Origin of the sequence: Curtobacterium sp. MMLR14_002, from assembly GCF_001864975.1 — a bacterium.
Taxonomy (GTDB): Bacteria; Actinomycetota; Actinomycetes; order Actinomycetales; family Microbacteriaceae; genus Curtobacterium; species Curtobacterium flaccumfaciens.
The window spans coordinates 113,606-137,650 of the sequence record NZ_MJGT01000047.1; the positions used below are offsets into that span (position 1 = coordinate 113,606).

General features: G+C 72.1%; 24 protein-coding genes. 12 read left to right on the forward strand and 12 right to left on the reverse strand.

The features are described from left to right. Positions 1-234: 234 nt before the first annotated feature. Genes BIU91_RS05000 through hemL form a run of 3 tightly spaced genes read left to right on the forward strand, consistent with a single transcriptional unit; the run spans position 235 to position 3,196 of the window. Complete coding sequence (locus BIU91_RS05000) at positions 235-816, forward strand: uroporphyrinogen-III synthase (RefSeq protein WP_290439502.1); 582 nt, start codon at positions 235-237, stop codon at positions 814-816. Further along, positions 813-1,868 (forward strand): porphobilinogen synthase, encoded by a 1,056-nt coding sequence (hemB, locus tag BIU91_RS05005; protein WP_290439503.1) that lies wholly within the window; start codon positions 813-815, stop codon positions 1,866-1,868. Before BIU91_RS05000 ends, hemB begins: the two co-directional genes overlap by 4 nt. After that, positions 1,865-3,196: a glutamate-1-semialdehyde 2,1-aminomutase gene (hemL, locus tag BIU91_RS05010; RefSeq protein WP_071404478.1), complete on the forward strand. Its 1,332-nt coding sequence runs from the start codon at positions 1,865-1,867 to the stop codon at positions 3,194-3,196. The genes hemB and hemL overlap by 4 nt, the downstream gene beginning before the upstream one ends. Before the next feature lie 48 nt (positions 3,197-3,244). Here the strand turns inward: hemL and BIU91_RS05015 are convergent, their stop codons facing one another. The 6 genes from BIU91_RS05015 to BIU91_RS05040 form a co-directional block, all read right to left on the reverse strand. Further along, positions 3,245-3,928, reverse strand: a complete 684-nt coding sequence (locus BIU91_RS05015) for a hypothetical protein (RefSeq protein ID WP_071404479.1) — start codon at positions 3,926-3,928, stop codon at positions 3,245-3,247. 99 nt (positions 3,929-4,027) lie between these two features. After that, positions 4,028-4,825, reverse strand: a complete 798-nt coding sequence (locus BIU91_RS05020; RefSeq protein WP_071404480.1) for an ATP-binding cassette domain-containing protein — start codon at positions 4,823-4,825, stop codon at positions 4,028-4,030. Further along, the gene (locus tag BIU91_RS05025; RefSeq protein ID WP_071404481.1) at positions 4,822-6,144 is read right to left on the reverse strand and encodes a hypothetical protein; all 1,323 of its coding nucleotides are present in this window, start codon (positions 6,142-6,144) and stop codon (positions 4,822-4,824) included. The genes BIU91_RS05020 and BIU91_RS05025 overlap by 4 nt, the downstream gene beginning before the upstream one ends. 3 nt (positions 6,145-6,147) lie before the next feature. Then, on the reverse strand, positions 6,148-6,816 hold the full coding sequence (locus BIU91_RS05030; RefSeq protein ID WP_071404482.1) for a GntR family transcriptional regulator: 669 nt from the start codon (positions 6,814-6,816) through the stop codon (positions 6,148-6,150). A gap of 92 nt (positions 6,817-6,908) precedes the next feature. Further along, entirely contained in the window at positions 6,909-7,886 is a 978-nt protein-coding gene (locus tag BIU91_RS05035) for an MDR family oxidoreductase (RefSeq protein ID WP_071404483.1), read from the reverse strand. Between the two features lie 296 nt (positions 7,887-8,182). Beyond that, positions 8,183-9,211, reverse strand: a complete 1,029-nt coding sequence (locus BIU91_RS05040; protein WP_071404484.1) for a 6-phosphofructokinase — start codon at positions 9,209-9,211, stop codon at positions 8,183-8,185. 73 nt (positions 9,212-9,284) lie between these two features. Here BIU91_RS05040 and BIU91_RS05045 point away from each other — a divergent pair, with 73 nt between their 5' ends. Together BIU91_RS05045 and BIU91_RS05050 are read left to right on the forward strand one after the other, a co-directional pair. Then, positions 9,285-10,250, forward strand: coding sequence for a DNA-3-methyladenine glycosylase (locus BIU91_RS05045; RefSeq protein WP_084740648.1), 966 nt, complete (start codon positions 9,285-9,287; stop codon positions 10,248-10,250). 89 nt (positions 10,251-10,339) lie between these two features. Then, the gene (locus BIU91_RS05050) at positions 10,340-11,827 is read left to right on the forward strand and encodes a sugar porter family MFS transporter (RefSeq protein ID WP_084740651.1); all 1,488 of its coding nucleotides are present in this window, start codon (positions 10,340-10,342) and stop codon (positions 11,825-11,827) included. Between the two features lie 68 nt (positions 11,828-11,895). Here BIU91_RS05050 and BIU91_RS05055 read toward each other — a convergent pair whose 3' ends face one another. After that, a complete protein-coding gene (locus tag BIU91_RS05055; RefSeq protein ID WP_084740654.1) occupies positions 11,896-12,753 on the reverse strand; it encodes an NAD-dependent epimerase/dehydratase family protein in 858 nt (285 codons plus the stop codon). 99 nt (positions 12,754-12,852) lie between these two features. Between BIU91_RS05055 and BIU91_RS05060 the strand changes: the two genes are divergently transcribed. After that, the gene (locus BIU91_RS05060) at positions 12,853-14,217 is read left to right on the forward strand and encodes a hypothetical protein (RefSeq protein ID WP_071404486.1); all 1,365 of its coding nucleotides are present in this window, start codon (positions 12,853-12,855) and stop codon (positions 14,215-14,217) included. A gap of 66 nt (positions 14,218-14,283) precedes the next feature. Next, positions 14,284-14,811: an AAA family ATPase gene (locus BIU91_RS05065; protein WP_071404487.1), complete on the forward strand. Its 528-nt coding sequence runs from the start codon at positions 14,284-14,286 to the stop codon at positions 14,809-14,811. On the opposite strand, the gene BIU91_RS05070 is transcribed toward BIU91_RS05065, so the two are convergent. Continuing rightward, positions 14,800-15,471 (reverse strand): HAD family hydrolase, encoded by a 672-nt coding sequence (locus BIU91_RS05070; RefSeq protein WP_071404488.1) that lies wholly within the window; start codon positions 15,469-15,471, stop codon positions 14,800-14,802. The two genes, BIU91_RS05065 and BIU91_RS05070, sit on opposite strands and share 12 nt — an antisense overlap. Before the next feature lie 162 nt (positions 15,472-15,633). Between BIU91_RS05070 and BIU91_RS05075 the strand changes: the two genes are divergently transcribed. From BIU91_RS05075 to BIU91_RS05090, 4 genes are read left to right on the forward strand one after another with little or no spacing between them, the layout of a single operon-like run. Further along, positions 15,634-16,695 carry a TerC family protein gene (locus BIU91_RS05075; RefSeq protein WP_071404489.1) on the forward strand — a complete coding sequence of 354 codons (1,062 nt, stop codon included), beginning with the start codon at positions 15,634-15,636 and terminating at the stop codon, positions 16,693-16,695. A 43-nt stretch (positions 16,696-16,738) separates the two neighbouring features. Continuing rightward, positions 16,739-17,428, forward strand: a complete 690-nt coding sequence (locus tag BIU91_RS05080; RefSeq protein ID WP_071404490.1) for a YceI family protein — start codon at positions 16,739-16,741, stop codon at positions 17,426-17,428. Between the two features lie 2 nt (positions 17,429-17,430). Then, entirely contained in the window at positions 17,431-17,940 is a 510-nt protein-coding gene (locus BIU91_RS05085) for a sigma-70 family RNA polymerase sigma factor (RefSeq protein ID WP_260688267.1), read from the forward strand. Beyond that, a complete protein-coding gene (locus BIU91_RS05090; RefSeq protein ID WP_071404492.1) occupies positions 17,937-18,644 on the forward strand; it encodes a zf-HC2 domain-containing protein in 708 nt (235 codons plus the stop codon). The genes BIU91_RS05085 and BIU91_RS05090 overlap by 4 nt, the downstream gene beginning before the upstream one ends. Here BIU91_RS05090 and BIU91_RS05095 read toward each other — a convergent pair. Next, positions 18,641-19,120, reverse strand: coding sequence for a MarR family winged helix-turn-helix transcriptional regulator (locus BIU91_RS05095; protein WP_071404493.1), 480 nt, complete (start codon positions 19,118-19,120; stop codon positions 18,641-18,643). The two genes, BIU91_RS05090 and BIU91_RS05095, sit on opposite strands and share 4 nt — an antisense overlap. Positions 19,121-19,248: 128 nt before the next feature. Between BIU91_RS05095 and BIU91_RS05100 the strand changes: the two genes are divergently transcribed. Then, entirely contained in the window at positions 19,249-22,818 is a 3,570-nt protein-coding gene (locus tag BIU91_RS05100) for a bifunctional proline dehydrogenase/L-glutamate gamma-semialdehyde dehydrogenase (RefSeq protein WP_071404494.1), read from the forward strand. A 109-nt stretch (positions 22,819-22,927) separates the two neighbouring features. Here BIU91_RS05100 and BIU91_RS05105 read toward each other — a convergent pair whose 3' ends face one another. From BIU91_RS05105 to BIU91_RS05115, 3 genes are read right to left on the reverse strand one after another with little or no spacing between them, the layout of a single operon-like run. Continuing rightward, positions 22,928-23,125, reverse strand: a complete 198-nt coding sequence (locus BIU91_RS05105; RefSeq protein WP_071404495.1) for a hypothetical protein — start codon at positions 23,123-23,125, stop codon at positions 22,928-22,930. A 10-nt stretch (positions 23,126-23,135) separates the two neighbouring features. Further along, complete coding sequence (locus BIU91_RS05110; protein WP_071404496.1) at positions 23,136-23,678, reverse strand: dihydrofolate reductase family protein; 543 nt, start codon at positions 23,676-23,678, stop codon at positions 23,136-23,138. A 33-nt stretch (positions 23,679-23,711) separates the two neighbouring features. Beyond that, on the reverse strand, positions 23,712-24,032 hold the full coding sequence (locus BIU91_RS05115; protein ID WP_139196653.1) for a hypothetical protein: 321 nt from the start codon (positions 24,030-24,032) through the stop codon (positions 23,712-23,714). Positions 24,033-24,045 lie beyond the last annotated feature (13 nt).

Below are 24,045 nucleotides of genomic sequence, written 5' to 3' on the forward strand. Positions count from 1 at the left end.
ACCGCGACGGACGAGGCACGACCCCCGGTCGTCCTCGTCCCGCGTGGCGGCGCGTGGGGGGACCGGGTCGCCGAAGCGGCGCGGGCCCGTGGGCTCGCCCCCGTCGTCGTCCCCCTCATCACGGACGCTCCGCCGTCCGACCCCGCCGCGCTCGACGCTGCGGTCCGCCGCCTGGTCGCCTCCGGGGCGGCCGGGAGGAACGGATCGCCGAATCCCATCGGTGACCGGACCCCTGTGGCTGGTTACGCATGGGTGGTGGTGACCAGTGCGACGGCCGTGACGGTCCTGTCGGAACGCGTGGCGGGCCTCCCGGCCGGGGTGCGCGTCGCCGCGGTCGGCGAGCCGACCGCCCGTGCCGCGCGCGCTGCGGGCTGGGTCGTCGACCTGGTGCCGGACGAGACGTCCGCAGCCGGCCTGGTGCAGGAGTTGCCGGACACCGACGGCACCGTGCTGTTCCCCCGCTCCGAGATCGCGGCACCCACGCTCGTCGAGGGCCTCCGTGCCCGCGGCATCGACGTGGACGACGTGGTCGCGTACCGTACCGTGGGGACCGGCGACGAGCCGATCACCCTCGAGACGGCGCCCGCTGCGGTGCTCGTGACGAGTGGCAGCGTCGCCCGCGAGATCGCCCGCCGGATGACCCCGCTCGACCCCCGCACCATCGTGGCCTGCATCGGCCCCGGGACCGCGACCGACGCCCGTGCGGCCGGACTGCCCGTGCACGCCGTCGGACGCACGCGGTCCGCAGAAGCCCTGCTCGACGCCGTCGTCGAGGCACTGAACCCAACCACCCCCCACCAGGAAGGTCACCCGTGACTGGACGCTTCCCCCAGGTCCGCCCCCGTCGGCTGCGCGCCACCCCCGCGATGCGACGACTCGTGGCCGAGACCCGGCTCCACCCCGCCGAGCTCGTGCTGCCGATGTTCATCCGCGAAGGTGCGACCGACGCCGTGGACATCTCGAGCATGCCGGGCGTGCAGCAGCACTCCCTCGACTCGTTCCGCCGCGCGCTGGTCGACGCCGCGTCGGTCGGTGTGGGTGGCGTGAACCTGTTCGGCGTCCCGACCACGAAGGACGCCGAGGGCTCCGGCGCGACCGACCCGGACGGCATCCTCAACGTGGCCATCCGGGTGGCGAAGGAAGAGGTCGGGGATGCCCTCGTGGTGCAGTCCGACCTGTGCCTCGACGAGTTCACCGACCACGGACACTGCGGTGTGCTGGCCGCCGACGGCTCCGTCGACAACGACGCCACCCTGCTGCGCTACCGCGACATGGCGGTCGCGCAGGCCGAGGCCGGTGCCGAGCTCGTCTGCATGAGCGGCATGATGGACGGCCAGATCGCCACCGCACGTGACGCCCTCGACAGTGCCGGACACAGCGGGACCGCGCTGCTCGCCTACGCCGCCAAGTACGCCTCGGCGTTCTACGGCCCCTTCCGCGAGGCCGTGTCGTCGTCGCTCGTCGGTGACCGCCGGACGTACCAGATCGACGCCGCGAACGGTCGACAGGGCCTCCGCGAGGTCGAGCTCGACGTCGACGAGGGCGCCGACATCGTGATGGTGAAGCCGGCGATGAGCTACCTCGACGTGCTCGCCGAGACCGCAGCCACCTCGCCGGTCCCGGTCTGGGCGTACCAGATCTCCGGCGAGTACGCGATGATCACCGCAGCAGCGCAGAACGGGTGGATCGACCGCGACGCCGCCGCGATGGAGTCGCTCGTCGGCATCAAGCGCGCCGGTGCCGACGCGATCCTGACCTACTTCGCCGTCGACATCGCGCGGAAGCTCAACGAGGAAGCGGGCCTCCGCACCTCGGGCAGCACCGCGGACGTCGCCGGCATCGCCTCGACCGGGAAGGCCCCCGAATGACCACGAACGACCAGCTGTTCGGCCGTGCCAAGAACGCGATCCCGGGTGGTGTGAACTCCCCGGTCCGCGCCTACGGGTCGGTCGGCGGCACCCCGCGGTTCCTGGTGTCCGCGAAGGGCGCCTACGTCACCGACGCCGAGGGTCGCGAGTACGTCGACCTCGTCGCGTCGTGGGGCCCCGCGATCCTCGGGCACGCCCACCCCGGCACGGTCGAGGCCGTGCAGCAGGCCGCCGCGCGCGGACTGTCGTTCGGGGCGTCGACCCCGGGTGAGACCGAGCTGGCCGAACTCGTGAAGCAGCGGGTGTCGGTGGACGGCGACGGCCCCATCGAGAAGCTCCGCATGGTGTCGACGGGCACCGAGGCGACGATGACCGCGATCCGGCTGGCCCGCGGCTACACCGGTCGTGACCTGCTCGTGAAGTTCGCCGGGCACTACCACGGGCACTCGGACTCCCTGCTGGCCGAGGCCGGCTCGGGCGTCGCGACCCTGGCCATGCCGGGCAGTGCGGGCATCACCGCCGAGACCGCCGCGCAGACCCTCGTGCTGCCGTACAACGACCTCGACGCCGTCCGCCGGGCCTTCGACGAGCACTCCGAGCGCATCGCCGCAGTCATCGTCGAGTCGGCCGCCGCGAACATGGGCGTCCTGGCACCGGAGCGCGGCTTCAACCGTGCACTGGCGCAGATCACCCGCTCGCACGGGGCGCTGCTCATCGTCGACGAGGTCCTGACCGGGTTCCGCGTCGGTGCTGCCGGCTGGTGGGGCCTCGAGGCGTCCAAGGTCGTGCCGGACGGCGCCGGGTGGAAGCCCGACCTCATCACGTTCGGCAAGGTCATCGGCGGTGGCATGCCCCTCGCCGCACTCGGTGGACGGCGCGAGGTCATGGACTTCCTCGCCCCGCTCGGGCCGGTGTACCAGGCGGGCACCCTGTCGGGGAACCCGTTGGCCGTCGCCGCCGGCATCGCCACGCTGCGGGCCGCGACGCCGTCCGTGTACGAGTCGCTCAACCGCACCGCTGCGGTCATCTCCGCGGCCACGTCGGAGGCCCTGTCGGCCGAGGGCGTCGCCCACACCGTGCAGCGCGCCGGCAACCTGTTCTCGTTCGCGTTCACCGACCAGGCACCGCGGAACTACGACGACGTGCGGGCGCAGGACGTGTTCCGCTACGCGCCGTTCTTCCACGCGATGCTCGACGCCGGGGTGACCCTGCCGCCGAGCGTCTTCGAGGCGTGGTTCGTCACGGCCGCGCACGACGACCGCGCCGTCGGACGGATCCTCGACGCCCTGCCCGCGGCCGCGAAGGCTGCTGCCGCCGCGACCGCGTGACGGGCGCGGAGGCTGCTGCCGCCACGCCCGCGTGACGGGCGCCGAGGCTCAGGAGCAGTCGGCCTTCGTGAAGGTCGTGTCGACGGTCTTCGACGAGCCCTCGAACTTGTAGGTGTACCGCATGTCGACGTCCTCGTCGAGGAGCTTCTTCGTCTCGCTGTTGGAGCAGAGGTTCGGCCCGACGGCGTCGCGGATGGCCCCCTCGGTGATCGAGGCCGGATCGACGTTCGACGACACCGTGTAGTCGTAGTGGATCGCGGCGCCCTCGGCCTCGATCCCGGTCCACGTCGTGACGGAGTCGACCTGCTTGGGCAGGTCGCTCTGCTCGCGGATCTGCTCGACGGCCTTCGAGACCTTCTCTTCCGTGGAGTCGCTGAAGGCCGCGTTGAGGCCCTGGCGGACGAGGAACGCCACCACCACGGCCACGACGACGCCGAGCACCGAGATGAGGACGCGCTTGCCGCGGGAGGACGACGACTTGGGCGGGGGTGCGTAGGGAGCGGCTCCGGCGGGGGCTGCCTGGGCGTACGGCTGGCCTGCGGGCTGCTGCGGCTGCTGCGCGTACGGCTGGCCTGCGGGCTGCTGCTGCGCGTACGGCTGGCCTGCGGGCTGCTGCTGGGGCTGGCCGGCGGGCTGCTGCGGGTACTGCTGGCCGTTCGGCTGGCCGGCGTTGGGCTGCCCGTCGTTCGGCTGCGGCTCGGACCCCGGGTAGGGCGGCGGCGTGTTCGTCATGGTTCCCCCTGGTGACGGTCCGCGGCGTGACACCGTGGTGCGGTGCCGGGTCCCTCCCCGACACGGGCCGCGGACACTGAACGGCCATTCAAGCACGCGTCAGGCGGATCGGCGTGCCGCCCAGCGCCCTTCCGACCGCAGGATCGCGAGCGGGAAGTCGAACGCGTGCGACACCGCCGACGACGTGATGACCTCGTCCGAGGTGCCCTGGGCCACGACGGCACCGTCGCGGAGCAGCATCGCGTGCGACGTCGAGGCCGGCAGGTCCTCCAGATGGTGGGTCACCATCACGCTGCCCAGCTCGGGGTGCCGGTGCCGCAGCGCGTCGACGGTCTCGAGCAGGTGCTCCCGAGCGGCGACGTCGAGGCCGGTCGCCGGTTCGTCGAGCAGCAGCAGCTGGGGTTCGGACATCAGGGCCCGGGCGATGAGGGCGCGTCCTCGCTCACCCTGCGACAGCACGGGCCAGCGGGCGTCCCGTCGAGCGGTGAGTCCGACGTCGGCGATGTGCTGCTCGGCCAGGGCGATCTGCTCGGCCGAGGGTTCCCACCGCATCATGAGGTCCGTCGTGCCGGTCAGCCCGGTCAGCACCGTCTCGAGCACCGTGAGTGGCGACAGCATCCGGTGCCGGGGGTCGACGTGGCCGATGTGCTCCCGGAGTTCGCGGACGTCGACGCGTCCGAGGCGGCGACCGAGGACCTCGACCATGCCCGCGGTGGGGTGTCCGGTCGCGCCGAGGACGGCGAGCAACGTCGACTTGCCGGCACCGTTCGGTCCGAGCAGCGCCCAGTGCTCCCCGCGCCGGACGGTCAGGTCGACGTCGTGCAGCAGGTCGCGGCCGGAGCGCGTGACGCGGACCCCGGTGGCGTGGATCAGGACGTCGTCGTGCGGGTCGGTCATGACCCCATCGTGCCCCACCGGGCCGTGACGTCGTCCACGTGCGCCCGTGCGACGTCGACGAACCGGCGGGCCGCTGCCCAGGCGGCACCGACGTCTCCGCTGCCGGCCGCCGTGTCGAGCGCCAGCCAGAGCGCTTCTGCGTCCCACTGCCGGAACGCCGGGGCCTCGGGCAGCGCGTAGGTGAGCCGCGCCATCGCGAGGCGGAGTGCCTGCCGTGTCCAGCGGTTGCCGGACTGCTCGGCCAGGAACCGGGTGACGGCGAACGCGCTCTCGGTGTAGCGGTGGTCGCGCACCTGGCCGTCCGCGCGCGTCCGTTCGACGAGCGCGCGGAACTCCTCGAGCGCGGGTCCCCGCAGGCCGGGCAGGACGTGGACGGCACCGTGGGTGAAGACGCCGGTGAGCAGCTCCATCGTGTCGCGCCAGGTCGCGAGCGACGGGTCCACGACGCGGTACCGGCCGCCGTCGTCCTCGACGAGCCCGAGGTCGTGCAGCCAGCGCATCCCGTCGAGGACCTGCTCGGGTGGAGCACCGGTCCGTGTCACGAGGTCCTCGAGCGTGTGCGTGGAGCCGACTGCCAACCCGCCGGAGCGGACGTCGCGGAGCAGGGCGCGGTCGACCGGGCCGACGCGGTGTTCGGTGGTGTCGTCCGCCGGGCGGCTCGTCCGCGGCACCCCGACGTTCCGCCGGTGGACCTCGAACAGCCCGTCGATGACCTCTGCCGCGGTGGTCGTGACGCCCGGGTCCCCGGTGTCCACGGCGCGGCCGGTGGTCACGAACCAGGCGTGCACGTCGTGGACCGACCAGAGCTGGGTGGGGACGCGTGCCCACCGCATCCGCTCGAACGCCCGCAGACCCAGGCTGCGCACCAGGGTGTTCGGGGAGTGCTCGAACCAGAACTGGCAGGCGGCGGAGAACGCCGTCGGGTACTCCGGCAACCGGAGGGCAGCGGTGGTGCGGGCCCGCGCGACCCGGCGATCGAGCTCGGCGCGCAGTTCGGGGGTGAGCGCCGGGATCGTGGCACGGAGTGCGGGACCGAGGAGCGAGACCCAGAAGTCCAGTGCGTCGGACAGGTCGGCGTCGGAGAGTTCCTCGTACTGCCACGTGCCGTTCGGCTGGTGGACCAGGATGCCGAGGTCCTCGAGCCGTGCCGCCGCCGATCGGACGTCACCGAGCGAAGTACCCCACTCCCAGCTCAGTGCGTCGAGGTCGACGGACACCGGTCCGCGGGGGCCGGTCCGGACGTGGGCGAGCAGGGACGCGTAGGCGTCGTCGTGCACGGCCGCCCAGGGGTCGGCGTCACCCCACTCGCCGGCGGCCACGGGTCAGCCGCGGTCGGCGCGGACCGCCTCGATGTGCTGTTCGAAGTTGCGGGTGAGGGCTCGTCCGGCCTCGGCAGCGCCTTCGCCGTCGCGCTCGGTGAGCGCTTCGCGCAGGATCGAGAAGAACGCCTCGGACCCGTACTGCTCGAACGCCGGCGTGGGGTTGAGCGTGAAGCGGACCCGCTCCATGGCGCCGACGGCCGCGTTCTGCACCAGGGGGTTGCCGGAGTGCTCGACGGCGAACTCGATGATCTCGGTGAGGGCGCCGCTGAAGCCGTAGTCCCGCACCTTGCGCATACGGTCGGCCTTGTCGAGCAGCGCGGTGAGGGCTTCGACGTCCTCGTCGCTGTACTCGGGGACGCCCCAGCGCAGGCTGAGCTCGAAGAACCCGGCGGTCGCGCGGGTCGCGATGACCCAGTCCTCGAAGGTCGGTGTGGCGACGCGGGTGTACCGGTTCGCCTCCATCTCGACCAGGCCGATGTCGACGAGCTTCGCGATCGCTTCGCGGATCGGGGTGCGACTCACACCCAGCCACTGGACCAGCTCGTCGTCGTTCAGGCGCTCGCCGTGCTGCAGCGTGCCGTCGCGGAGGGCCGCGAGCATCTTGTCGTAGACGACGTCGCGCAGGAGCTTCCGGGGAGAACTCTCCACGGTGGACTTGGGGACCGGCATGTCATCTCCTCGAGGACGAAATCGACACTCGAAATCCTAGCGTGCCAATATGCAAACGTTTGCTAAATGAATCGCTCGGAAAGCACGCCGGATCAGCCCGTGACGGCGACGACCGTTCGTCCGTGCACCCGTCCCGCGACGACCTCGGCCCCCACCGCGATGGCCTGCTCGGGCGTCACCGTGCGGGTGACGTCAGCCAGGAGCGCCGCGTCGAGGTCGGTCGCGAGCCTGTCCCACGCCCGACGTCGGAGCTCGAGCGGGGCGTCGACGGAGTTGATCCCGAGCAGCGACACCGACCGCAGGATGAACGGCAGCACGGTCGTCGGCAGCGCGGAGTCCTGCGCCAGCCCGCACGCCGTCACCGCACCGCCCCACCGGGTCGAGGCCAGGACGTTCGCCAGCGTGGCCCCGCCGACGCTGTCCACCGCTCCGGCCCAGGTGGCGCGCTGCATCGGCTTGCCCGGCTCGGACAGGGTGCCGCGGTCGATCACCTCGGTCGCCCCGAGTCGACGGAGGGAGTCCGTGTTGGCCGCGCGACCGGTCGATGCCGTGACCCGGTACCCGCGGGCCGTTAGGAGCGCGATCGCCACGGTGCCGACCCCGCCGGATGCCCCGGTCACCAGCACCGGCCCGTCGTCCGGCGCGACGAAGCGCTCCAACGCCAGCACACTGAGCATCGCCGTGAACCCCGCGGTGCCGATGGCCGCCGCGAACGAGTCGTCGATCGCCTCGGGCAGCACGACGAGCGACCCGGACGGCACCACGGCCTGCGTTGCCCACCCTCCGTGTCGGGTCTCACCCAGGCCGGCGCCGTTCAGCACCACCCGGTCACCGATCGCGACCTCGTGCACGCCCGGCCCGAGCCCCGACACCGTGCCGACGACGTCGATCCCCGGCACCAGTGGGTCGAGCCGGGCGACACCGGGGTTCCGCGCGAGGGCCAGGCCGTCCTTGTAGTTGACGCTCGAGTACGTGACATCGACGAGGGCCTCGCCCTCGGCCGGATCCGGCAGGTCGACGTCGGTGACGGTGGGCGGGGCTGCACTGGACACGAGGACGGCGCGGGTCATGCGCCGGACGCTACCCCGGGCCTCCCGGCCTTCGGTCCGTTCTTTCCCAGAACGCGTGCGATGCCTGGCGGATTCGGGCGTACCGGGGCAGAACATCCGACCAGGTACGCCCGATTCGACCAGGTACGCCGATCTGACGCGGCGCAGAGTCGGCGGCGCCTCGGCATGCCCGTTCTTTCCCAGAACGCGCGCGATGCCTGGCGGATTCGGGCGTACCGGGGCAGAACAACCGACCAGGTATGCCCGATTCGACCCGGTACGCCCAGCCCAGCCCAGCCCCCAGCCCCCAGCCCCGCTCAGCCGAACATGATGGCGGCCTCGTCGAACCGCGCCTGCGGCACGGTCTTGAGCTCCCCGAGCGCCTCCTCGAACGAGACGTGCTCGATCTCGGTGCCCCGCAGCGCCACCATCCGGCCCCAGCGCTCCTCGACGACGGAGTCGATCGCCGCCAGCCCGAGCCGGGTCGACAGCACCCGGTCGTACGCGGTCGGCGTGCCACCGCGCTGGATGTGCCCCAGGGTCGTGGCCCGCGTCTCGATGCCCGTCATCTCCTCGATGAGCGGCGCGAGGCGCTCGCCGATGCCACCCAGCCGCGGCCGCCCGAAAGCGTCGAGCCCGCGCTCGGTGTGCGCCGTGTCCTCGTGGTCGGGGACGAAGCCCTCGGCCACCACCACGAGCGGTGCGCGACCGCGGTCGTAGGCGGCCCGCACCCACTTCGCGATCTGTTCCATGCTCGTCTTCTGCTCCGGGATGAGGATCGCGTGCGCGCCCGCGGCCATGCCGGAGTGCAGCGCGATCCAGCCCACGTGCCGGCCCATCACCTCCGCGACCATGCAGCGCGAGTGCGACTCGCCCGTGGTGCGCAGGCGGTCCATCGCCTCGGTCGCGATGGCGACGGCGGTGTCGAAGCCGAACGTGTAGTCGGTCGCGCCCAGGTCGTTGTCGACCGTCTTCGGCACGCCCACGATCTGCAGGCCGGCGTCGGTCAGGCGCTTCGCGGCGGCCAGGGTGCCCTCGCCGCCGATCGCCACGATCGCGTCGATCCCGTGCCGCTGCAGGGTCGCGGAGATGTTCTCGAACCCGCCGTTGGGGCCCTCGAACGGGTTCGTGCGGCTGGTGCCGAGGATCGTGCCGCCCTGCTTCGCGATGCCCTGGATGTCCTTGCGGCCGAGCGGGACGATGTCGCCGTCGACCACCCCGCGCCACCCGTCGCGGAAGCCGACGAAGTCGTGTCCGTAGATGGCGATGCCCTTCAGGACGATCGCGCGGATGACCGCGTTCAGGCCGGGGCAGTCGCCTCCGGAGGTGAGGATGCCGATGCGCATGGGAACTCCGTCGTCGGGTGGTGGTGATCAGTGCCCATCATGACTGACGGTGGTTCCGCATTACCATCCCCGTGTGTCCCTGCTCGCTTCCGCCGCCGTCGACGACGTTGGTGCGTCCGGTGACGCGTCTCGCGTGGACACGGTGTACCGGCCTGGAGGCGCGGTGGACGTCGCGTCGACCCTGCGGCCCCTGCAGCGCGGCTCCGGCGACCCGGCCTTCCAGGTGGTCGGCGGCGTCGTGTGGCTCGCGCTGTGCACGCCCTCCGGTCCCGCTTCCGTGGCGATCCGGCGGGCCGGCGACACCATCGCAGTGTCGGCGTGGGGGAGCGGTGCGTCGTGGGCGGTCGAGCACGCCCCCGATCTGCTCGGACGCGGCGACGACTGGTCGTCGTTCGACGTCTCCGGCAACGAGTTCCTCGCCGCGGCACGACACCGGCAGCCCGGGCTCCGGCTGCTCCGCACGAACACCGTCGTCGCGATGCTCGTCCCGGCGATCATGGAGCAGAAGGTGACCTCGCGGCAGGCGTGGGGCGCGTGGCGGTACCTGCTCCGTCGGCACGGCACCCCGGCGCCCGGTCCGGCACCCGCGAGCATGATGGTGCCGCCGGACGCTCGGACGTGGGCGCGGATCCCGAGCTGGGAGTGGCACCGGGCGGGCATCGAACCGGGGCGCTCGGCCACCGTGATGCGCGCCGTGAAGCTCGCGCCGGCACTCGAACGGACCCTGGCGCACGGGCGCGGTGGCGAGGTCGTCTCCACGAAGCTGCAGTCGATCCCCGGGGTCGGTCAGTGGACCGCCGCCGAGACCGCGCAGCGCTCCCACGGCGACCCGGACTCGCCGAGCGTGGGAGACTTCCACGTACCGGCGCTCGTCGGGTGGGCGCTCACCGGTGCCCCGGTCGACGACGACGGGATGCTCGAGCTGCTCGAACCCTGGCGCGGGCACCGGGAGCGTGTCGTGCGGTTGATCGGTGGCTCCGGGTTCCGGAAGCCGTCGTTCGGGCCGCGGATCACGATCCAGGACCACCGCGGCCACTGAGCGCGAGCGACGCTTCCTCAACGTCCGTTCGTGCTGGTCCGCCTACCGTGACCGCCGGTCCGGGGCGCGCCCGGCACGGAGAGGACGCGATGACGACCACCACCGACGAGGACGAGCACGACAAGGTGCCCGGCGTCCCCCCGGAGATCCCCGAGGACACCGGGTCGGCCGAGACGGCTCGCATCACGAAGCGGCACGTCACCCGGGTCGCGTTCGTCGCGGCACTCGGCGGACTGCTCTACGGCTACGACACCGGTGTCATCTCCGGCACGCTCATCGAGATCGGCAAGGAGTTCTCGATCGGTTCCGCCGTCAAGGAGTTCATCACGGCGTCGATCCTGGTCGGCGCGATCCTCGGCGCACTCGTCACCGGCCCCATCTCGGCGAAGGTCGGCCGGCGGCGCACCATCCTGCTCATCGCGGGCGTCTTCGGTCTGGGCGTGCTCTTCGCCGCGGTGTCGCCGAGTCCGGTGTTCCTGATCCTCAGCCGGCTGTTCCTCGGTCTGGCGGTGGGTGGTTCGACCCAGACGATCCCGACCTACATCGCCGAGATCGCCCCGGGCCCGCGCCGCGGCAGCCTGGTCACGGTGTTCAACTGCGCGATCGGGGTCGGCATCCTGTCCGCCGCCATCGTCGGGGTTGCCCTGAACGGCGTCGTGTCCTGGCGCTTCATGATCGGGGTCGCCGCCGCACCCGCCATCGTGCTGCTGCTCGGGATGCTCCGCCTGCCCGAGAGCCCGCGCTGGTTCGTGTCGCAGGACCGCATCGGTCCGGCTCGACGGGTGCTGCGCTGGCTGCGCCCGGACCACGATGCCGCCGAGGACGAGCTCGACGACATCCGCAAGCTCGACGAGGCCGAACCGAGCGCCGGTTCCGGGCAGTGGGCGCAGCTGCGCAAGCCGTGGGTCCGGCCGGCCCTGATCGCGGGGCTCATCGTCGCCGCGTTCACGCAGCTGACCGGCCTCGAGATGATGATCTACTACACGCCGACGATCCTCACCGACGCCGGGTTCCCGCACGTCTACTCCCTGTGGGCGAACGTCGGTGTGGGGGTCGTCTACCTCGTGATGACGTTCGTCGGGTCGCGGTTGGTGGACCGGATCGGGCGTCGACGGCTGACCCTCGTGATGCTGCCGGGTGCCGCCGTGAGCATCGGCCTGTTCGGTGTGCTCTTCTCCGCGCAGGACGGCAAGCCCTCACCGGTGCTCACGCTCGTGCTGATCCTGGCGTTCATGTTCTTCCAGGCCGGCGGCATCCAGGTCGTCGGGTGGCTCGTCGGTTCCGAGATGTACCCGCTGCGGATCCGGGCCGCCGCGACGAGCCTGCACGCGATGGTGCTCTGGGGCGCCAACCTGCTGGTGACCTCGACCGCGCTGACCCTGACCGGCTGGATCAGCCTGGGCGGCACGATGCTCGTCTACGCCGCGCTCAACGTGCTCGGGTGGGTCCTGGTGTTCCTGCGGGTACCGGAGACGAAGGGCAAGTCCCTGGAACAGATCGAGCAGTCCCTGCGGGACGAGACGTTCCTGCCGCACCGGGGCGGACGCGAGCGTCGCGCCGTGGACCGGACCGCTTGACGGCCGGGAGGCCCGCGGTCGCGTCCGCCACGGGCCTCCCGGCCGTCAGATTGCGGCTCCCGTGCCCGTCACGGGTGGCGGGTGCCCGCACCCGCCAGCACGGCGCGGTAGCCCTCGCGGAACGTCGGGTACCGGGGTGTCCATCCCGTCGACCGGAGGAGCGCATTCGACAGGCGCTTGTCGCCGCCGGCCTGCCGCGCGTCGCCGTCGCCCGTCGACGGCTCGGCGACGTGGAGTTCGTCGGCCAGGAACCGCAGCACGTCGTCCAGCCGGCTCGGCTCGTCGTCCGTCCCCAGGTAGAGCGGCGCCGGGTCGGGCAGGGCCGCCAGGTGCACGAGCGCGGCGGCGGCGTCGTCGCGGTGGATGCGGTTCGTGTGCGGTGAGGTCCCCGGTGCCAGCCGTGCGGCACCGGATCGGACCTGGTCGATGAGCCGCTCGCGGCCCGGACCGTAGACGCCCGACAGCCGGACCAGCACGGCGCCGGGAGCGCGCTCGCGCAGCAGGACCTCGGCCTCGACCAGGACCTCGGCGGTCGGGGTCGCACCGCGCGCCGGGGTCTCCTCGGTGACCGCGCTGCCGTCCGAGACGTCGTACACGGCGGTCGAGGACACGACGAGCACCCGTGGGTCGGCGTCCGAGGCGTCGATGCCGTCGAGCACGTTGCGCAGGCCGTCGACGTAGGTGGCGCGGTACTCGTCGACGTCGCGGCTGCCGGCGGCGAAGGCCACGACGACGACGCTCGTGCCGGCCGGGATCTCGGGGACCTCGTGGCGCAGGTCGACGCTCCGGCCGGTGATCGGTGCGGGGATCAGCTCGGCGCGGCGGCGGAGTCCGATCACGTGGTGGCCCTGGTCGGCGAAGCGCAGGCCGGCTTCGGTCCCGAGGTCGCCGCATCCGGCGATGACGACTGTCGTGGAGTTCTGCACGGCTCGACCTTGGCACGGTCTCATGGTGGAAGGCGGGGAGTTTGATGATAATGGTTCTCAACTGGGCGATCACCGTCCGGTCTTCTCGACAGGAGTTCCATGTCCCCTCGATCCCTGCGTCTCCTCCCCGCGCTCGTCCTGGCCGGGCTCGTGCCGCTCGTCGGTACCGCGATCGCCGTCCCCGCGTCGGCTGCACCCGCCGTGACGCGGACCGCCCACCACAGCTGGCTCGTCACGGCTGACCCGACGGCGAAGCGCGTGTACGTCAACGACGCCGTGACCGGTCGGCGGACCGCCACCCTGAGCGGGATCGAGTTCGGCACCCACGCGGGCTCCGTGCAGCTCGGCCACGGGCAGATCGCGTTCATGGACGAGTCGAAGCCGCAGCTCGACGTCCTCGCCATCGGCCCGCACGGCACGGCGCGCATCGCCCAGCACTACGCGATCCCGAACGCCGACGAGCGCTGGGAGCGCGCCGGCTGGCTGTCGACCGACACCGCGCGCCGGCACCTGGCGGTCGGCTCCGACTTCGACGGCTCCGAGCGGCAGCGGGTCACCGTCATCGACCTGCGGCGGAAGACGGAGCGCACCGCCCGGATCGACACCTCGGCGGTGCAGCTCGCCACGACGGGCAAGCGCGGCACCGAAGAGGTCGAGACGTTCCTGGTCGGCAGCCCCCTGCGCCTGGTCGTCACCGCGGGCGGACGCCTCGACGCCTACTCCGTGTCCGGGATCATGCGCGGGGCGACGCACCCGCGCCCCGTCGCGACCACGCCCCTCGGCGCGTATCCGCACGGCCCGATCGTCAACGCCGCCGGGACCGTGATCGGTTCCGACCTGGCCGCCGGCGTGCAGACCGTCCGGGTGACACGGACCGGCTTCACGGGCTCCCGATCCGTCGCGTACCCGAAGCCGAGCGTGCAGAGCTACCGCCCCCGCATGGCGCCGGACGGGACGACCGTTGTCGGCACCCAGGCCGGCAGCACGGCTGCGGGCACCCCGTGGAACGCCGTCCCTGCGTACCTGACCACCTCGTCGACGTCGTCCAGCAGGATCAGCAGCGTCGACCTCGGCACCGGGTCCTTCACCCGGGTCGCCGTCACCGCCCGGTTCGCCGCCGTCGCGCTGACGTCGGGCACCGGGGACTCGCTCGTCCTGGTGCGGAAGCAGGCCGACGGCGTCTACTCCGGCCCGACGACCTCGGTCCCGCTCACGCCGCTCCGCAAGGGGCCCGTCGCCGGACAGCCGGCCACCGGGGCGTCGGTGCGGTTCACAGCAGCGACCGACGACGGCCGCAGTGTGTTCGTGACGCGGGGCGACGAGGGGAAGATCACCCAGATCGACACCGCCGGTGCGAAGCCCTCCGTGCTCCGCACCATCACGCTGCCGACGGCGCTCGCCGGGGGCGGGTACCTGACGACGGTCGACTCGGCGGTGGCCCCGTACGACCTCAGCGGTCGCTGACCGTTCGGTCGATCGACAACCAGCCGCCGACCGCCCCTCGGGGTGGTCGGCGGCTAGGGTCCTGGTGTGATCGTCTGGTTGAACGGAACACACGGGGCGGGCAAGACCACGACGAGCCGACTGCTCCAGCCGCTGCTGCCCGGCTCGCGGATCCTCGATGCCGAGAAGGTCGGCGAGGTGCTGATGGACGTCACACCGGGGCTGCCGGCCAGCGACAACTTCCAGCACTGGGACCCGTGGCGGCCGCTCGTGGTCGAGACCGCTCGCCGGGTGCACGACTACGTGGGCGGGCCGCTCATCATGCCGATGACGGTGCTGGTCGAGGCGTACTGGCGTGAGATCGCCGCGGGGCTCGCGGACCACGGCATCCCGGTCCGGCACTTCGTGCTGCACGTCGACGAGTCGACGCTCCGCGACCGGATCCAGAACGACCCGATCGTGGGGCCGTCCACGTTCCGGTTCGCGTACGTCGACGCCTACGCCGAGGCGGCTCGCGGCTGGCTGCACGCCGAGGCAGAGGTCATCGACGCGACCGAGGCCCCCGCCACCGAGGTCGCCCGGGCCGTCGCGGACGCGGTGACGTCAGCGCGCTGACCGCACGAGTGCGCGGAGACCAGGGGCCTCCGGCTGCGCGTGGTCGACCAGCACCGCCCGCATCCCGGCTGCCCGGGCACCGGCCACGTCGCGCTCGGGGTCGTCACCGACGAACAGACAGTCCGCCGGGTCGACGCCGAGCTGCCCAGCGAGGGCGTGGAACGCGCGGACGTCCGGCTTCTGGAACCCGATGCGTTCCGAGACGCAGACGCCGTCGAACGCGTCGGCCAGGCCGGTCCGAGCGAGCTTGTCGAGCTGCTGGCTCTCCGTGCCGTTCGTCAAGAGACCGAGGCGGTGTCCGCTTGCGCGCAGCTCGTGCAGCAGCGGCAGGCTCTCGGGGAAGAGCCGCCAGGCCTCGCGGTACGCGAGCAGGTAGTCGTCGAACACCGCGTCCAGGCCGGCCTCGTCGCCGGGCGCCTCGATGCCCAGGTGCGGCAGGACCGTGCGGAGCCGTGCGCGTCGCTGTTCCTGGAAGCTGATCGCCCCGGACCGCCAGCGCTCGAACTGCTCGTCCTCCGCCGTGAACCAGGCGCCGATCGCTTCCTCGGTGGGCTCGACGCCGAAGCCCTGCAGGAACCGGGTCACGCCCACCCGAGCGGACCCGTGGTGGTCGAACAGCGTCCCGTCCAGGTCGAAGCAGATCGCTCGCGGAGTCGCCACGCGCCCAGGCTACGGCGCGTCCGGACGGTGCGACGGCCGCCGAGCGGGACGGTCTGTCCGCCGCACGCAGCCCCGGGGTTCGCCACCGCCCGGATCATGCCGGAGACTGGTGCGGGTCGCTCACGAAGCTGCCCGCCCCACCACCAGCAAGGAAGGCTCCGCATGCCCGAGCTCCCCGTCGTGTTCGAAGTCGGCTCGATGATCGCCCTGGTCGCGATCCTGCTCGCCGACCTGCTCATCGTCGCGCGTCGCCCGCACGTGCCGACGCTGCGCGAATCCGGCATCTGGGTGGGCATCTACGTCGGGCTGGCACTGATCTTCGCGGTGCTCATGCTGGTCTTCGCCGGTGGCGACTCCGCCGGGCAGTTCCTGGCGGGCTGGCTGACCGAGTACAGCCTGAGCATCGACAACCTGTTCGTGTTCGTCATCATCATGGCGCGCTTCTCGGTGCCGAAGAAGATCCAGCAGGAGGTGCTGCTGCTCGGCATCATCATCGCGCTCGTGCTCCGCGGGATCTTCATCCTGGTCGGCGCGCAGCTCATCGAGAACTTCTCGTGGATCTTCTACATCTTCGGCGCCTGGCTGATCTGGACGGCGATCCAGCAGCTCCGCGGCGAGGACGAGGACGACCAGAAGGACACCTTCATCGTCCGGCTGCTGCGCCGCCGGGTCCGTCTCACCGACACGTACGACGGCATGAAGTTCCGCACCCACCACGACGGTGTCCGGCACTTCACGCCGCTGCTCATCGTGCTCATCGCGATCGGCACCACGGACCTGCTGTTCGCGCTCGACTCGATCCCGGCGATCTTCGGCATCACCGAGAGCCCCTTCATCGTGTTCACCGCGAACGTCTTCGCGCTGATGGGTCTGCGCCAGCTCTACTTCCTGTTGGGCGGACTGCTCGAGCGTCTGGTCTACCTGAAGTACGGCATCGCCGTGATCCTGGCCTTCATCGGCGTGAAGCTCGTGCTGCACGCGCTGCACGACAACGAGCTGCCGTTCCTGAACGGCGGCCACCACATCGAGTGGGCGCCGGAGATCAACACGTGGGTGTCCCTGCTGGTGATCGTCGCCGCGATGGCCGTGTCGACCCTGGCGAGCCTCGTGCGGATGCGCGGGGAGACCCCCGCCGACGCCGTGACCGCGGACGACACAGCGGCGGACGACGACCGGTCCGACCGGGACCGCGCCGACCAGGACCGCGCCCGCACCTCCGACTGAAACCCGTTTGAACGATCCGCCCGGCTGCCTCGTCGTTGAGGGTATGGCACTCCGCAAACGAACCAAGGTCATCATCGGGATCTCCGCCGGCGTCGTCGTCGTGGCGGCAGCAGCCGTCATCGCCGGCCCGGTCATCTACGCGAACACCGTCAACGGCCAGGCCGCCGCAGCACCCTCGCTGTCGGCGTCCTCGTCCGGCACCCTCGACGCGAAGGACGCCGACGGCACCTGGACCAGCAAGAGCAGCTCGTACGCCGGGTACCGGGTGCACGAGGTCCTGCAGGGGAATGATGTGAACGTGGTGGGTCGCACGAAGGACGTCAAGGGCACCGCCGTCGTCGACGGCGGGTCCCTCACCAAGGCGTCCGTCACCGTGCAGGTCGGCAAGATCAGCACCCCCGAAGCCGCCCGCGACGAGTACTTCCGTTCCACCGCGCTGCAGACCGACAAGTACCCCACGGCGACGTTCGAGCTGACGAAGCCCGTCGACGTCACGAAGGCGCTCGACGGCTCCACGCAGGACGTCACCCTGACCGGCACGATGGACCTGCACGGCGTCGAGAAGCCGGTCACGGCCGACGCCCAGGTCGCGGTCGGCAAGGGCGGGACCGTCCAGGTCGCCGGCACCGTGCCGATCACCTTCGCCGACTACGGCGTGAAGGCCCCGTCGCTCGGCTTCGTCACCGTGGACGGGAAGGGCTCCGTCGAGTTCTCCCTCGACCTCGGGAAGTGACCGTGACGAGTCGTTCCGCGGACGAGCTGCTCGCGACGCTGTACCGCGAGCACGGTGACGCGCTCACGCGGTACGTCCGGCACCTCACGCGGGACGGCTCGACGGTCGAGGACGTCGTGCAGGAGACGATGGTCCGCGCCTGGCAGCGCCCGGCCGTGCTCGAACGGGCACCCGACAGCGCGCGGGCGTGGCTCTTCACGGTGGCGCGCAACCTGGTGGTCGACGACGCACGGTCGGCCCGCAACCGCCGTGAGCACGGCACCGAGCACCAGGTCGAACGGATCGAGTCGGACAGCACGGACGCCGTGCTGGACCGGATCGTGGTCGCCGACGCACTCGCGTCGCTGAGCCCGGACCACCGTCGCGTGGTGGTGGACGCGTACTGGCTCGGGCACACGGTGCCGGAGATCGCACGACGACACGACATCCCGGAGGGCACCGCCAAGTCGCGGTTGCACTACGGGCTGCGAGCCCTGCGGCTCGCACTGCAGGAACGAGGAGTGACCCGATGAGCGACGACAAGTACGCGGAGTGGGATGCGGCGTACGTCCTGGGGTCGCTCCCGGCCGGTGAGCGGCTGGAGTACGAACGGCACCTCGAGACGTGCGACCGCTGTGCGGCCGCCGTCGCGGAGCTGGTCGGTCTGCCGGGGCTGCTCGGCAAGTTGCCGGCCGACCAGGCGATCGAGATCGCAGAGCCGGACGGGAGGCCCGACACCCGTTCCGAGAGCGACCTCGCCTCCGTCGCGCACCGCGTCCGACACCGTCGCCGCCGTCGCCGGGTCTGGGTCGCCGCAACCGCGGGGCTCGCGGTGGTCGCCGCCGTCCTGGGCGGGCTCGCGGTCGGTGCCGCGGGGGAGCGCACCACGGTGCAGGCCGGTGCCGCTCCGACGGCGGCTGCCACCGCAGACCGCTACGACATGACCGGCGTGCAGGGACTCGACGTCCAGCTCGCCATCAGCGGCGAGCAGTGGGGCACCCGCTTCGACTGGGGGTGCTCGTACGGCGGCAAGGAGTGGTCGCCGGACGGGTCGATCCTCTACGACCTGGTCGTCGTCCGGACCGACGGCACGACGCAGACCGTGGGCTCGTGGACGGCTGCCGGTGCCGATGCGCGCGGACTGTCGGCGTCAACGGACATCCCGCGGGACGAGATCAAGAGCGTGCAGGTCCGGCTGCGCGGTGAGCGCGGCGCGCTCGCCGTCGTCACGCTCTAGCCGACGTCGGCCTCGTCCGAGGCGTCGTCGGGGCCGATGGCGTCCTGGACGCGCGCACTGACGGACCGCAGCGTCTCGGCGTCGGTCCCCACGGGCCTCCAGAACAGGTCCTCGAGCGCACCGGTGTGCGCGCGGATGCCGGCGAGCACCGCGCGACGACCGTCCGCGGTCATCACCACCCAGCTGCCACGGGCGTCGCTCGGGCAGTCCGCCCGCTCGACCAGGCCGCGGGAGACCATCCGCGTGACCTGGTGGCTGACGCGCGACTTCTCCCAGCCGATCCCCGCCGCGATGTCCCGGACGCGCAGACGGTGGTCGGGGTCGCGGTGCAGGCCGATCAGGATCTCGAACTCGGGGACGGAGATGCCGGCGCCCGCCTGGACGGCCCGGTCGAGCGCCCGGTCGAGTCGTCGCCAGGCGTCGTGGTACGCGTCCCAGGTGGCCCAGTCGTGGCCACCGTTGCCCTCCGTCGACATGCCGACCAGCGTATCCACCGGGCGGACGATCGGACCGCGCCGCGAGCCCTTTCATCCGCTCGGATGACTCCTGGCCGACGTACGGCGTGCTCCGAGGTCGCGTCGGACGTGCGGCATACGATCGGGGGATGCCGAGCGCTCGCCTCCAGGACACCACCGATGACGCCGTCGCGCTCGTGCGCCGGTGGCTGGCGGCGTCCGCCGGGGTGAAGCCCGACCCGGGTGCGGTCCGTCTGGCCGAGGTCCTGCGCGACGAACAGGGCCTCGACTTCACGCGGGGGTTCGTGGACAAGGTCATCCGCCCCGAAGACCCCCGGGTGGCGGCACGGAACCTCGAGCAGCTGAGCCGCGACGTCCCCGACTTCCTCGCCTGGTACCTGCGCGGGGCGGTGACGCTCGGCGGCGGGTTCGCCACCATGGCGCCGTGGGCCGTGATCCCGACCGCGCGCCGGATCCTGCGCCGGATGACCGGGCACCTCGTCATCGACGCGAGCACGAGCAAGCTCGGCCCGGCCCTCGCCAAGGTCCGCGGTCCGGGGACGCGACTGAACGTGAACCTGCTCGGCGAAGCCGTCCTCGGCAGTGCCGAGAGCGACCGACGCCTGCAGGGCACCATGGACCTGCTCGCCCGCGACGACGTCGACCACGTGTCGATCAAGGTGAGCGCCGTCGTGCCGCAGACCTCGCCGTGGGCCTTCGACCAGACGGTCGAGCGCGTCGTCGACCGGCTCGTCCCGCTCTACCGCCTGGCCGCGGCACCGACGGCCGCCGGACGCCCCGCCAAGTTCATCAACCTCGACATCGAGGAGTACCGCGACCTCGACGTCACCCTCGCCGTGTTCCGGGCGCTGCTCGACCGTGACGAGTTCGCCGACCTGCCGGCCGGCATCGTGCTGCAGGCCTACCTGCCCGACGCAGCGGGAGCACTCGACGCGCTGACCGCGTGGGCGCAGGAACGCCGGGCGCGCGGCGGTGCCTCGATCACGGTGCGGCTCGTCAAGGGCGCGAACCTCGCCATGGAGCACGTCGACGCGATCCTGCACGGGTGGCCCCTCGCCACCTGGGGCAGCAAGCGCGAGACCGACACCGCGTACCTGCGGCTGCTCGACGCCGCACTGACGCCCGAGCGCACCGACGCTGTGCGGATCGGGGTCGCCGGGCACAACCTGTTCGACCTCGCCACCGCGTGGGTGCTCGCCCAGCGCCGTGGGGTCACCGACGCCGTCGACGTCGAGATGCTGCTCGGCATGGCGTCCACCCACGCCCAGGCCGTCCGGGCCGACGTCGGCCAGATCCTGCTCTACACGCCCGTCGTGCAGCCGGACGAGTTCGACTCGGCCATCGCGTACCTGGCCCGTCGCCTGCAGGAGAGCGCGAGCCCCGAGAACTTCATCGCCGCCGCGTCCGACATCGACCACGACGCCAGCGTCTTCGAGCGGGAGCACAGCCGGTTCCTGGCGTCCGTCGCCGCACTCGACGAGCCCGTCCCCGCCACCCACCGCACGCAGGACCGCCACCGCGCGCTCGGCGAGCCGGTCCTGCGCGACGCGTTCCGCAACGCCCCCGACACCGACCCGTCCATCGCCGCGAACCGCGCCTGGGCGCTCGACGTCCTGCGCCGGGTGCCGCGCTCGCAGCTCGGCGCGCAGACGATCCGCGGTGCGAAGGTCGCCGACCGCTCCAAGCTCGAGCGGATCATGGCGCGCACCGCCCAGGCCGGCGTGAACTGGGGGCGGCAGGACCCGTCCGACCGTGCCGAGCTCCTCGACCTCATCGGGCACGAACTCGAGACCCGCCGCGCCGACCTGATCGAGGTGATGGCCGCCGAGACCGGCACGACCTTCGCCGAGGCCGACGCCGAGGTGACCGAGGCCGTCGACGCCGCGCACTACTACGCCGAGAGCGCCCGCCGCCTCGGGGACATCGAGGGCGCGCAGTACGTGCCGCCGCGGCTGACCGTCGTCGTGCCGCCGTGGAGCTCCCCCGTCGCCATCCCCGCCGGTGGTGTGCTGGCGGCGCTCGCCGCGGGCAGCGGTGTCGTGCTCAAGCCGGCGCCCGAGGCCAAGCGGTCCGGTGCCGTGCTCGCCGACGTGCTCTGGGACGCCGGGGTGCCGCACTCGCTGCTGCAGCTCGTCGACCTGGCCGAGGACGAACTCGGCCGCGACCTCATCGGCCACCCCACGGTCGACCGCATCATCCTGACCGGCTCGTCCGACACCGCCCGTTCGTTCCGCTGGTGGCGCGCCGGACTGCCGCTCACCGCCGGGACGAGCGGCAAGAACGCCATCGTCGTCACGCCGAGCGCCGACCTCGACCTGGCGGTGCAGGACATCGTGCAGTCCGCCTTCGGGCACGCCGGACAGCAGTGCTCGGCGGCGTCCCTCGTGATCCTGGTCGGGTCGGTGGGGGAGAGCGAGCGCTTCCAGCGGCAGCTCGTCGACGCCACCCGCACGCTCCGGGTCGCGTGGCCGGACGACCCCACGGCGCAGGTCGGCCCGCTCATCGCCGAACCGCAGGGCAGGCTCCGCCAGGGGCTGACCGAGCTCGGGCCGGGGGAGTCCTGGCTCGTGCAGCCCGAGGCGGTCGACGACTCCGGCCGGCTCTGGTCGCCGGGCATCCGCGACGGCGTCCGACCCGGCAGCGACTTCCACCAGACCGAGTACTCCGGCCCGGTGCTCGGCATCATGCGCGCCGAGACCCTCGAGCAGGCCATCGCCATCCAGAACGGCACCGACTTCGGGCTGACGGCGGGCATCCACTCGCTCGACGTCGACGAGGTGTCCGAGTGGCTGGCTCGCGTCCGCGCCGGCAACCTCTCCGTCAACCGCGGCATCACCGGTGCCGTCGTGGGACGCCAGCCGTTCGGCGGCTGGAAGGGCTCCTCGGTCGGCACCGGCACCAAGGCCGGCGGGCCCATGTACGTCGCGACGCTCGGCCGCTGGCTGCCCACGCCCCGGACCGTGCACAAGAGCATCCAGCTGCACGGCCTGCCCCCGCGCGTCACCGCGGTGATCGAGGCCGCACGCAGCGGGCTGTCCTTCGAGGAGTTCGACCGCGTCCGCGCCGGGGCCCTGAGCGACGTGCATGCACGAGAGACCCTCTTCCGGTCGCGGGACCTGTCCGGGCTCGTGGTGCAGCGGAACGTGCTGCGCCACCGCCCCCAGTCCGTCATCGTGCGCCAGGCCGAGGACGCCTCGACCGTGGACCTCGTCCGGACGCTCGTCGCCGCGACCTCGGCACGTGCGCACGTCCTGCTCAGCACAGCTCGCCCGCTACCCGGCCCGCTCACGCAGCTGCTGGCGGGGAACCGGTCCCCGCTCGACGTCGTCGACCACCTGGTCGAGTCCGATCAGGAGTTCCACGCCCGCGCGTCGTCGGGGGCTGTGTTCCAGGCGGACTGGTCCACCGACCAGGACGACCAGCCCGTCGACGCGCTCGAGGCCGTGCTGTCACAGGGGCAGGACCGCCCGGCGCACACGGCGTTCGGTGGTCCCGGTGCCCGGATCCGGTTGCTCGGCGGTGACCCGCTCGCCCTCGAGGAAGCCCTGGGTGCGAGCATCGACGTCGCGATCCACGACGCGCCCGTGGTCGAGGCCGGCGTGATCGAGATGCTGCCGTACCTGCGCGAGCAGTCGGTGTCGATCACCGCGCACCGGTTCGGCGACGTCGACAGCGACTTCTCCGAGCTGCGCGTCTAGGCGCTTCCGCTTCGCGCGCGTTGCGCTTCGTACGTTCCGCTTGGTGAGCAGAAGAGGTCGGGTCCCGTGTGGGGACCCGACCTCTTCTGCTCACGAAGTGACCCGAGGATCAGTCCTCGGCGTCACCCGCTTCTTCGTCCTCGACGCCGGTCTCGTCCATGCGGTCGCGCAGGTGGTCGGCCATCGCGCCGGCACCCTCACCGGCATGGTCGTGGTCGACCTGCTCGATCAGGCCCTGCAGCTTCTCGTGGTTCGTGGCATCGGTGGCACCGTCCATGACGGGCTCGGTCTGCTCGTTGTCGCTCATGCTCCGGACGCTACGCCGCGGTTGCTGCGGAACGGTAGTGGAGCTCGACCGCCCCGCCGTCGAACTGCGTGGTGCCGACGAGCTCGAACACCGGGGTCGGTGCGGCGACCGGCAGCAGGGGTGCTCCGGCGCCGAGCGCGATCGGCATCACGGTGACCCGCAGCTCGTCGAGGATGCCCGCCTGCTGGTACTGCGCCGCGAGCAGTCCGCCCCCGACGATCCAGACGTCGCGGCCGTCGGCCACGCGCTCGAGGTCGGCCTGGTGGTCGCCGACCTCGCCGGAGACGAAGCGCACGTCGGCGCCGTCCGGCACCGGAAGGTCTCGCGTGGTGAACACCCACGTGGCCAGGTCCGGGTACGCCCACGTGTCGTCGTGCTCGAGCAGCCACTCGTACGTCGTCGACCCCATCGCGATCGCGCCGACGCCCGCGTAGAACCGGTCGTGGTGCTCCTGGAACGGCTCGAACCCGAACTGCAGCAGCCAGTCGAGGTCGTCGTCGGGCGCAGCGACGAAGCCGTCCAGCGAGGACGCGACGGAGTAGATCGTGCTCATGCCGGGGACGCTACCGAGCACCTCCGACAGGAGTCAGCGACGACCCCCGCGACCGACGACCGCTGCCTCGGCGACCGCGAGCACCACGGCGATCCAGAACTGGTCGACCGCGAACCGGCGTCGACGTGGATCGACGGCGAGCGGCACCATCGTCGCGCCGTGCAGGGCGTCCACGACGGCACTCAGGGTGTGCGCGTTGCCGGAACCCGCCCGCGCGACGAGGACGGCCTGTGCGATCTGCCGGACCCCGAGCACGCCGTGCAGCACCGCCTGGTCGGACCCTCGGGCCGCACGGCTCAGGTGCCACAGGCCGAGCCCGGCCCGGGCCAGCTCGACGACGGCTGTCCCGCTCACGGTCGACGACCGG

Coding starts and splice junctions, on each gene's coding strand:
- hemL (WP_071404478.1), top strand. CDS start 1,865: ATGACCACGAACGACCAGCTGTTCGGCCGTGCCAAGAACGCGATCCCG.
- BIU91_RS05015 (WP_071404479.1), bottom strand. CDS start 3,928: ATGACGAACACGCCGCCGCCCTACCCGGGGTCCGAGCCGCAGCCGAAC.
- BIU91_RS05020 (WP_071404480.1), bottom strand. CDS start 4,825: ATGACCGACCCGCACGACGACGTCCTGATCCACGCCACCGGGGTCCGC.
- BIU91_RS05030 (WP_071404482.1), bottom strand. CDS start 6,816: ATGCCGGTCCCCAAGTCCACCGTGGAGAGTTCTCCCCGGAAGCTCCTG.
- BIU91_RS05035 (WP_071404483.1), bottom strand. CDS start 7,886: ATGACCCGCGCCGTCCTCGTGTCCAGTGCAGCCCCGCCCACCGTCACC.
- BIU91_RS05040 (WP_071404484.1), bottom strand. CDS start 9,211: ATGCGCATCGGCATCCTCACCTCCGGAGGCGACTGCCCCGGCCTGAAC.
- BIU91_RS05050 (WP_084740651.1), top strand. CDS start 10,340: ATGACGACCACCACCGACGAGGACGAGCACGACAAGGTGCCCGGCGTC.
- BIU91_RS05060 (WP_071404486.1), top strand. CDS start 12,853: ATGTCCCCTCGATCCCTGCGTCTCCTCCCCGCGCTCGTCCTGGCCGGG.
- BIU91_RS05075 (WP_071404489.1), top strand. CDS start 15,634: ATGCCCGAGCTCCCCGTCGTGTTCGAAGTCGGCTCGATGATCGCCCTG.
- BIU91_RS05080 (WP_071404490.1), top strand. CDS start 16,739: ATGGCACTCCGCAAACGAACCAAGGTCATCATCGGGATCTCCGCCGGC.
- BIU91_RS05090 (WP_071404492.1), top strand. CDS start 17,937: ATGAGCGACGACAAGTACGCGGAGTGGGATGCGGCGTACGTCCTGGGG.
- BIU91_RS05095 (WP_071404493.1), bottom strand. CDS start 19,120: ATGTCGACGGAGGGCAACGGTGGCCACGACTGGGCCACCTGGGACGCG.
- BIU91_RS05100 (WP_071404494.1), top strand. CDS start 19,249: ATGCCGAGCGCTCGCCTCCAGGACACCACCGATGACGCCGTCGCGCTC.
- BIU91_RS05105 (WP_071404495.1), bottom strand. CDS start 23,125: ATGAGCGACAACGAGCAGACCGAGCCCGTCATGGACGGTGCCACCGAT.
- BIU91_RS05110 (WP_071404496.1), bottom strand. CDS start 23,678: ATGAGCACGATCTACTCCGTCGCGTCCTCGCTGGACGGCTTCGTCGCT.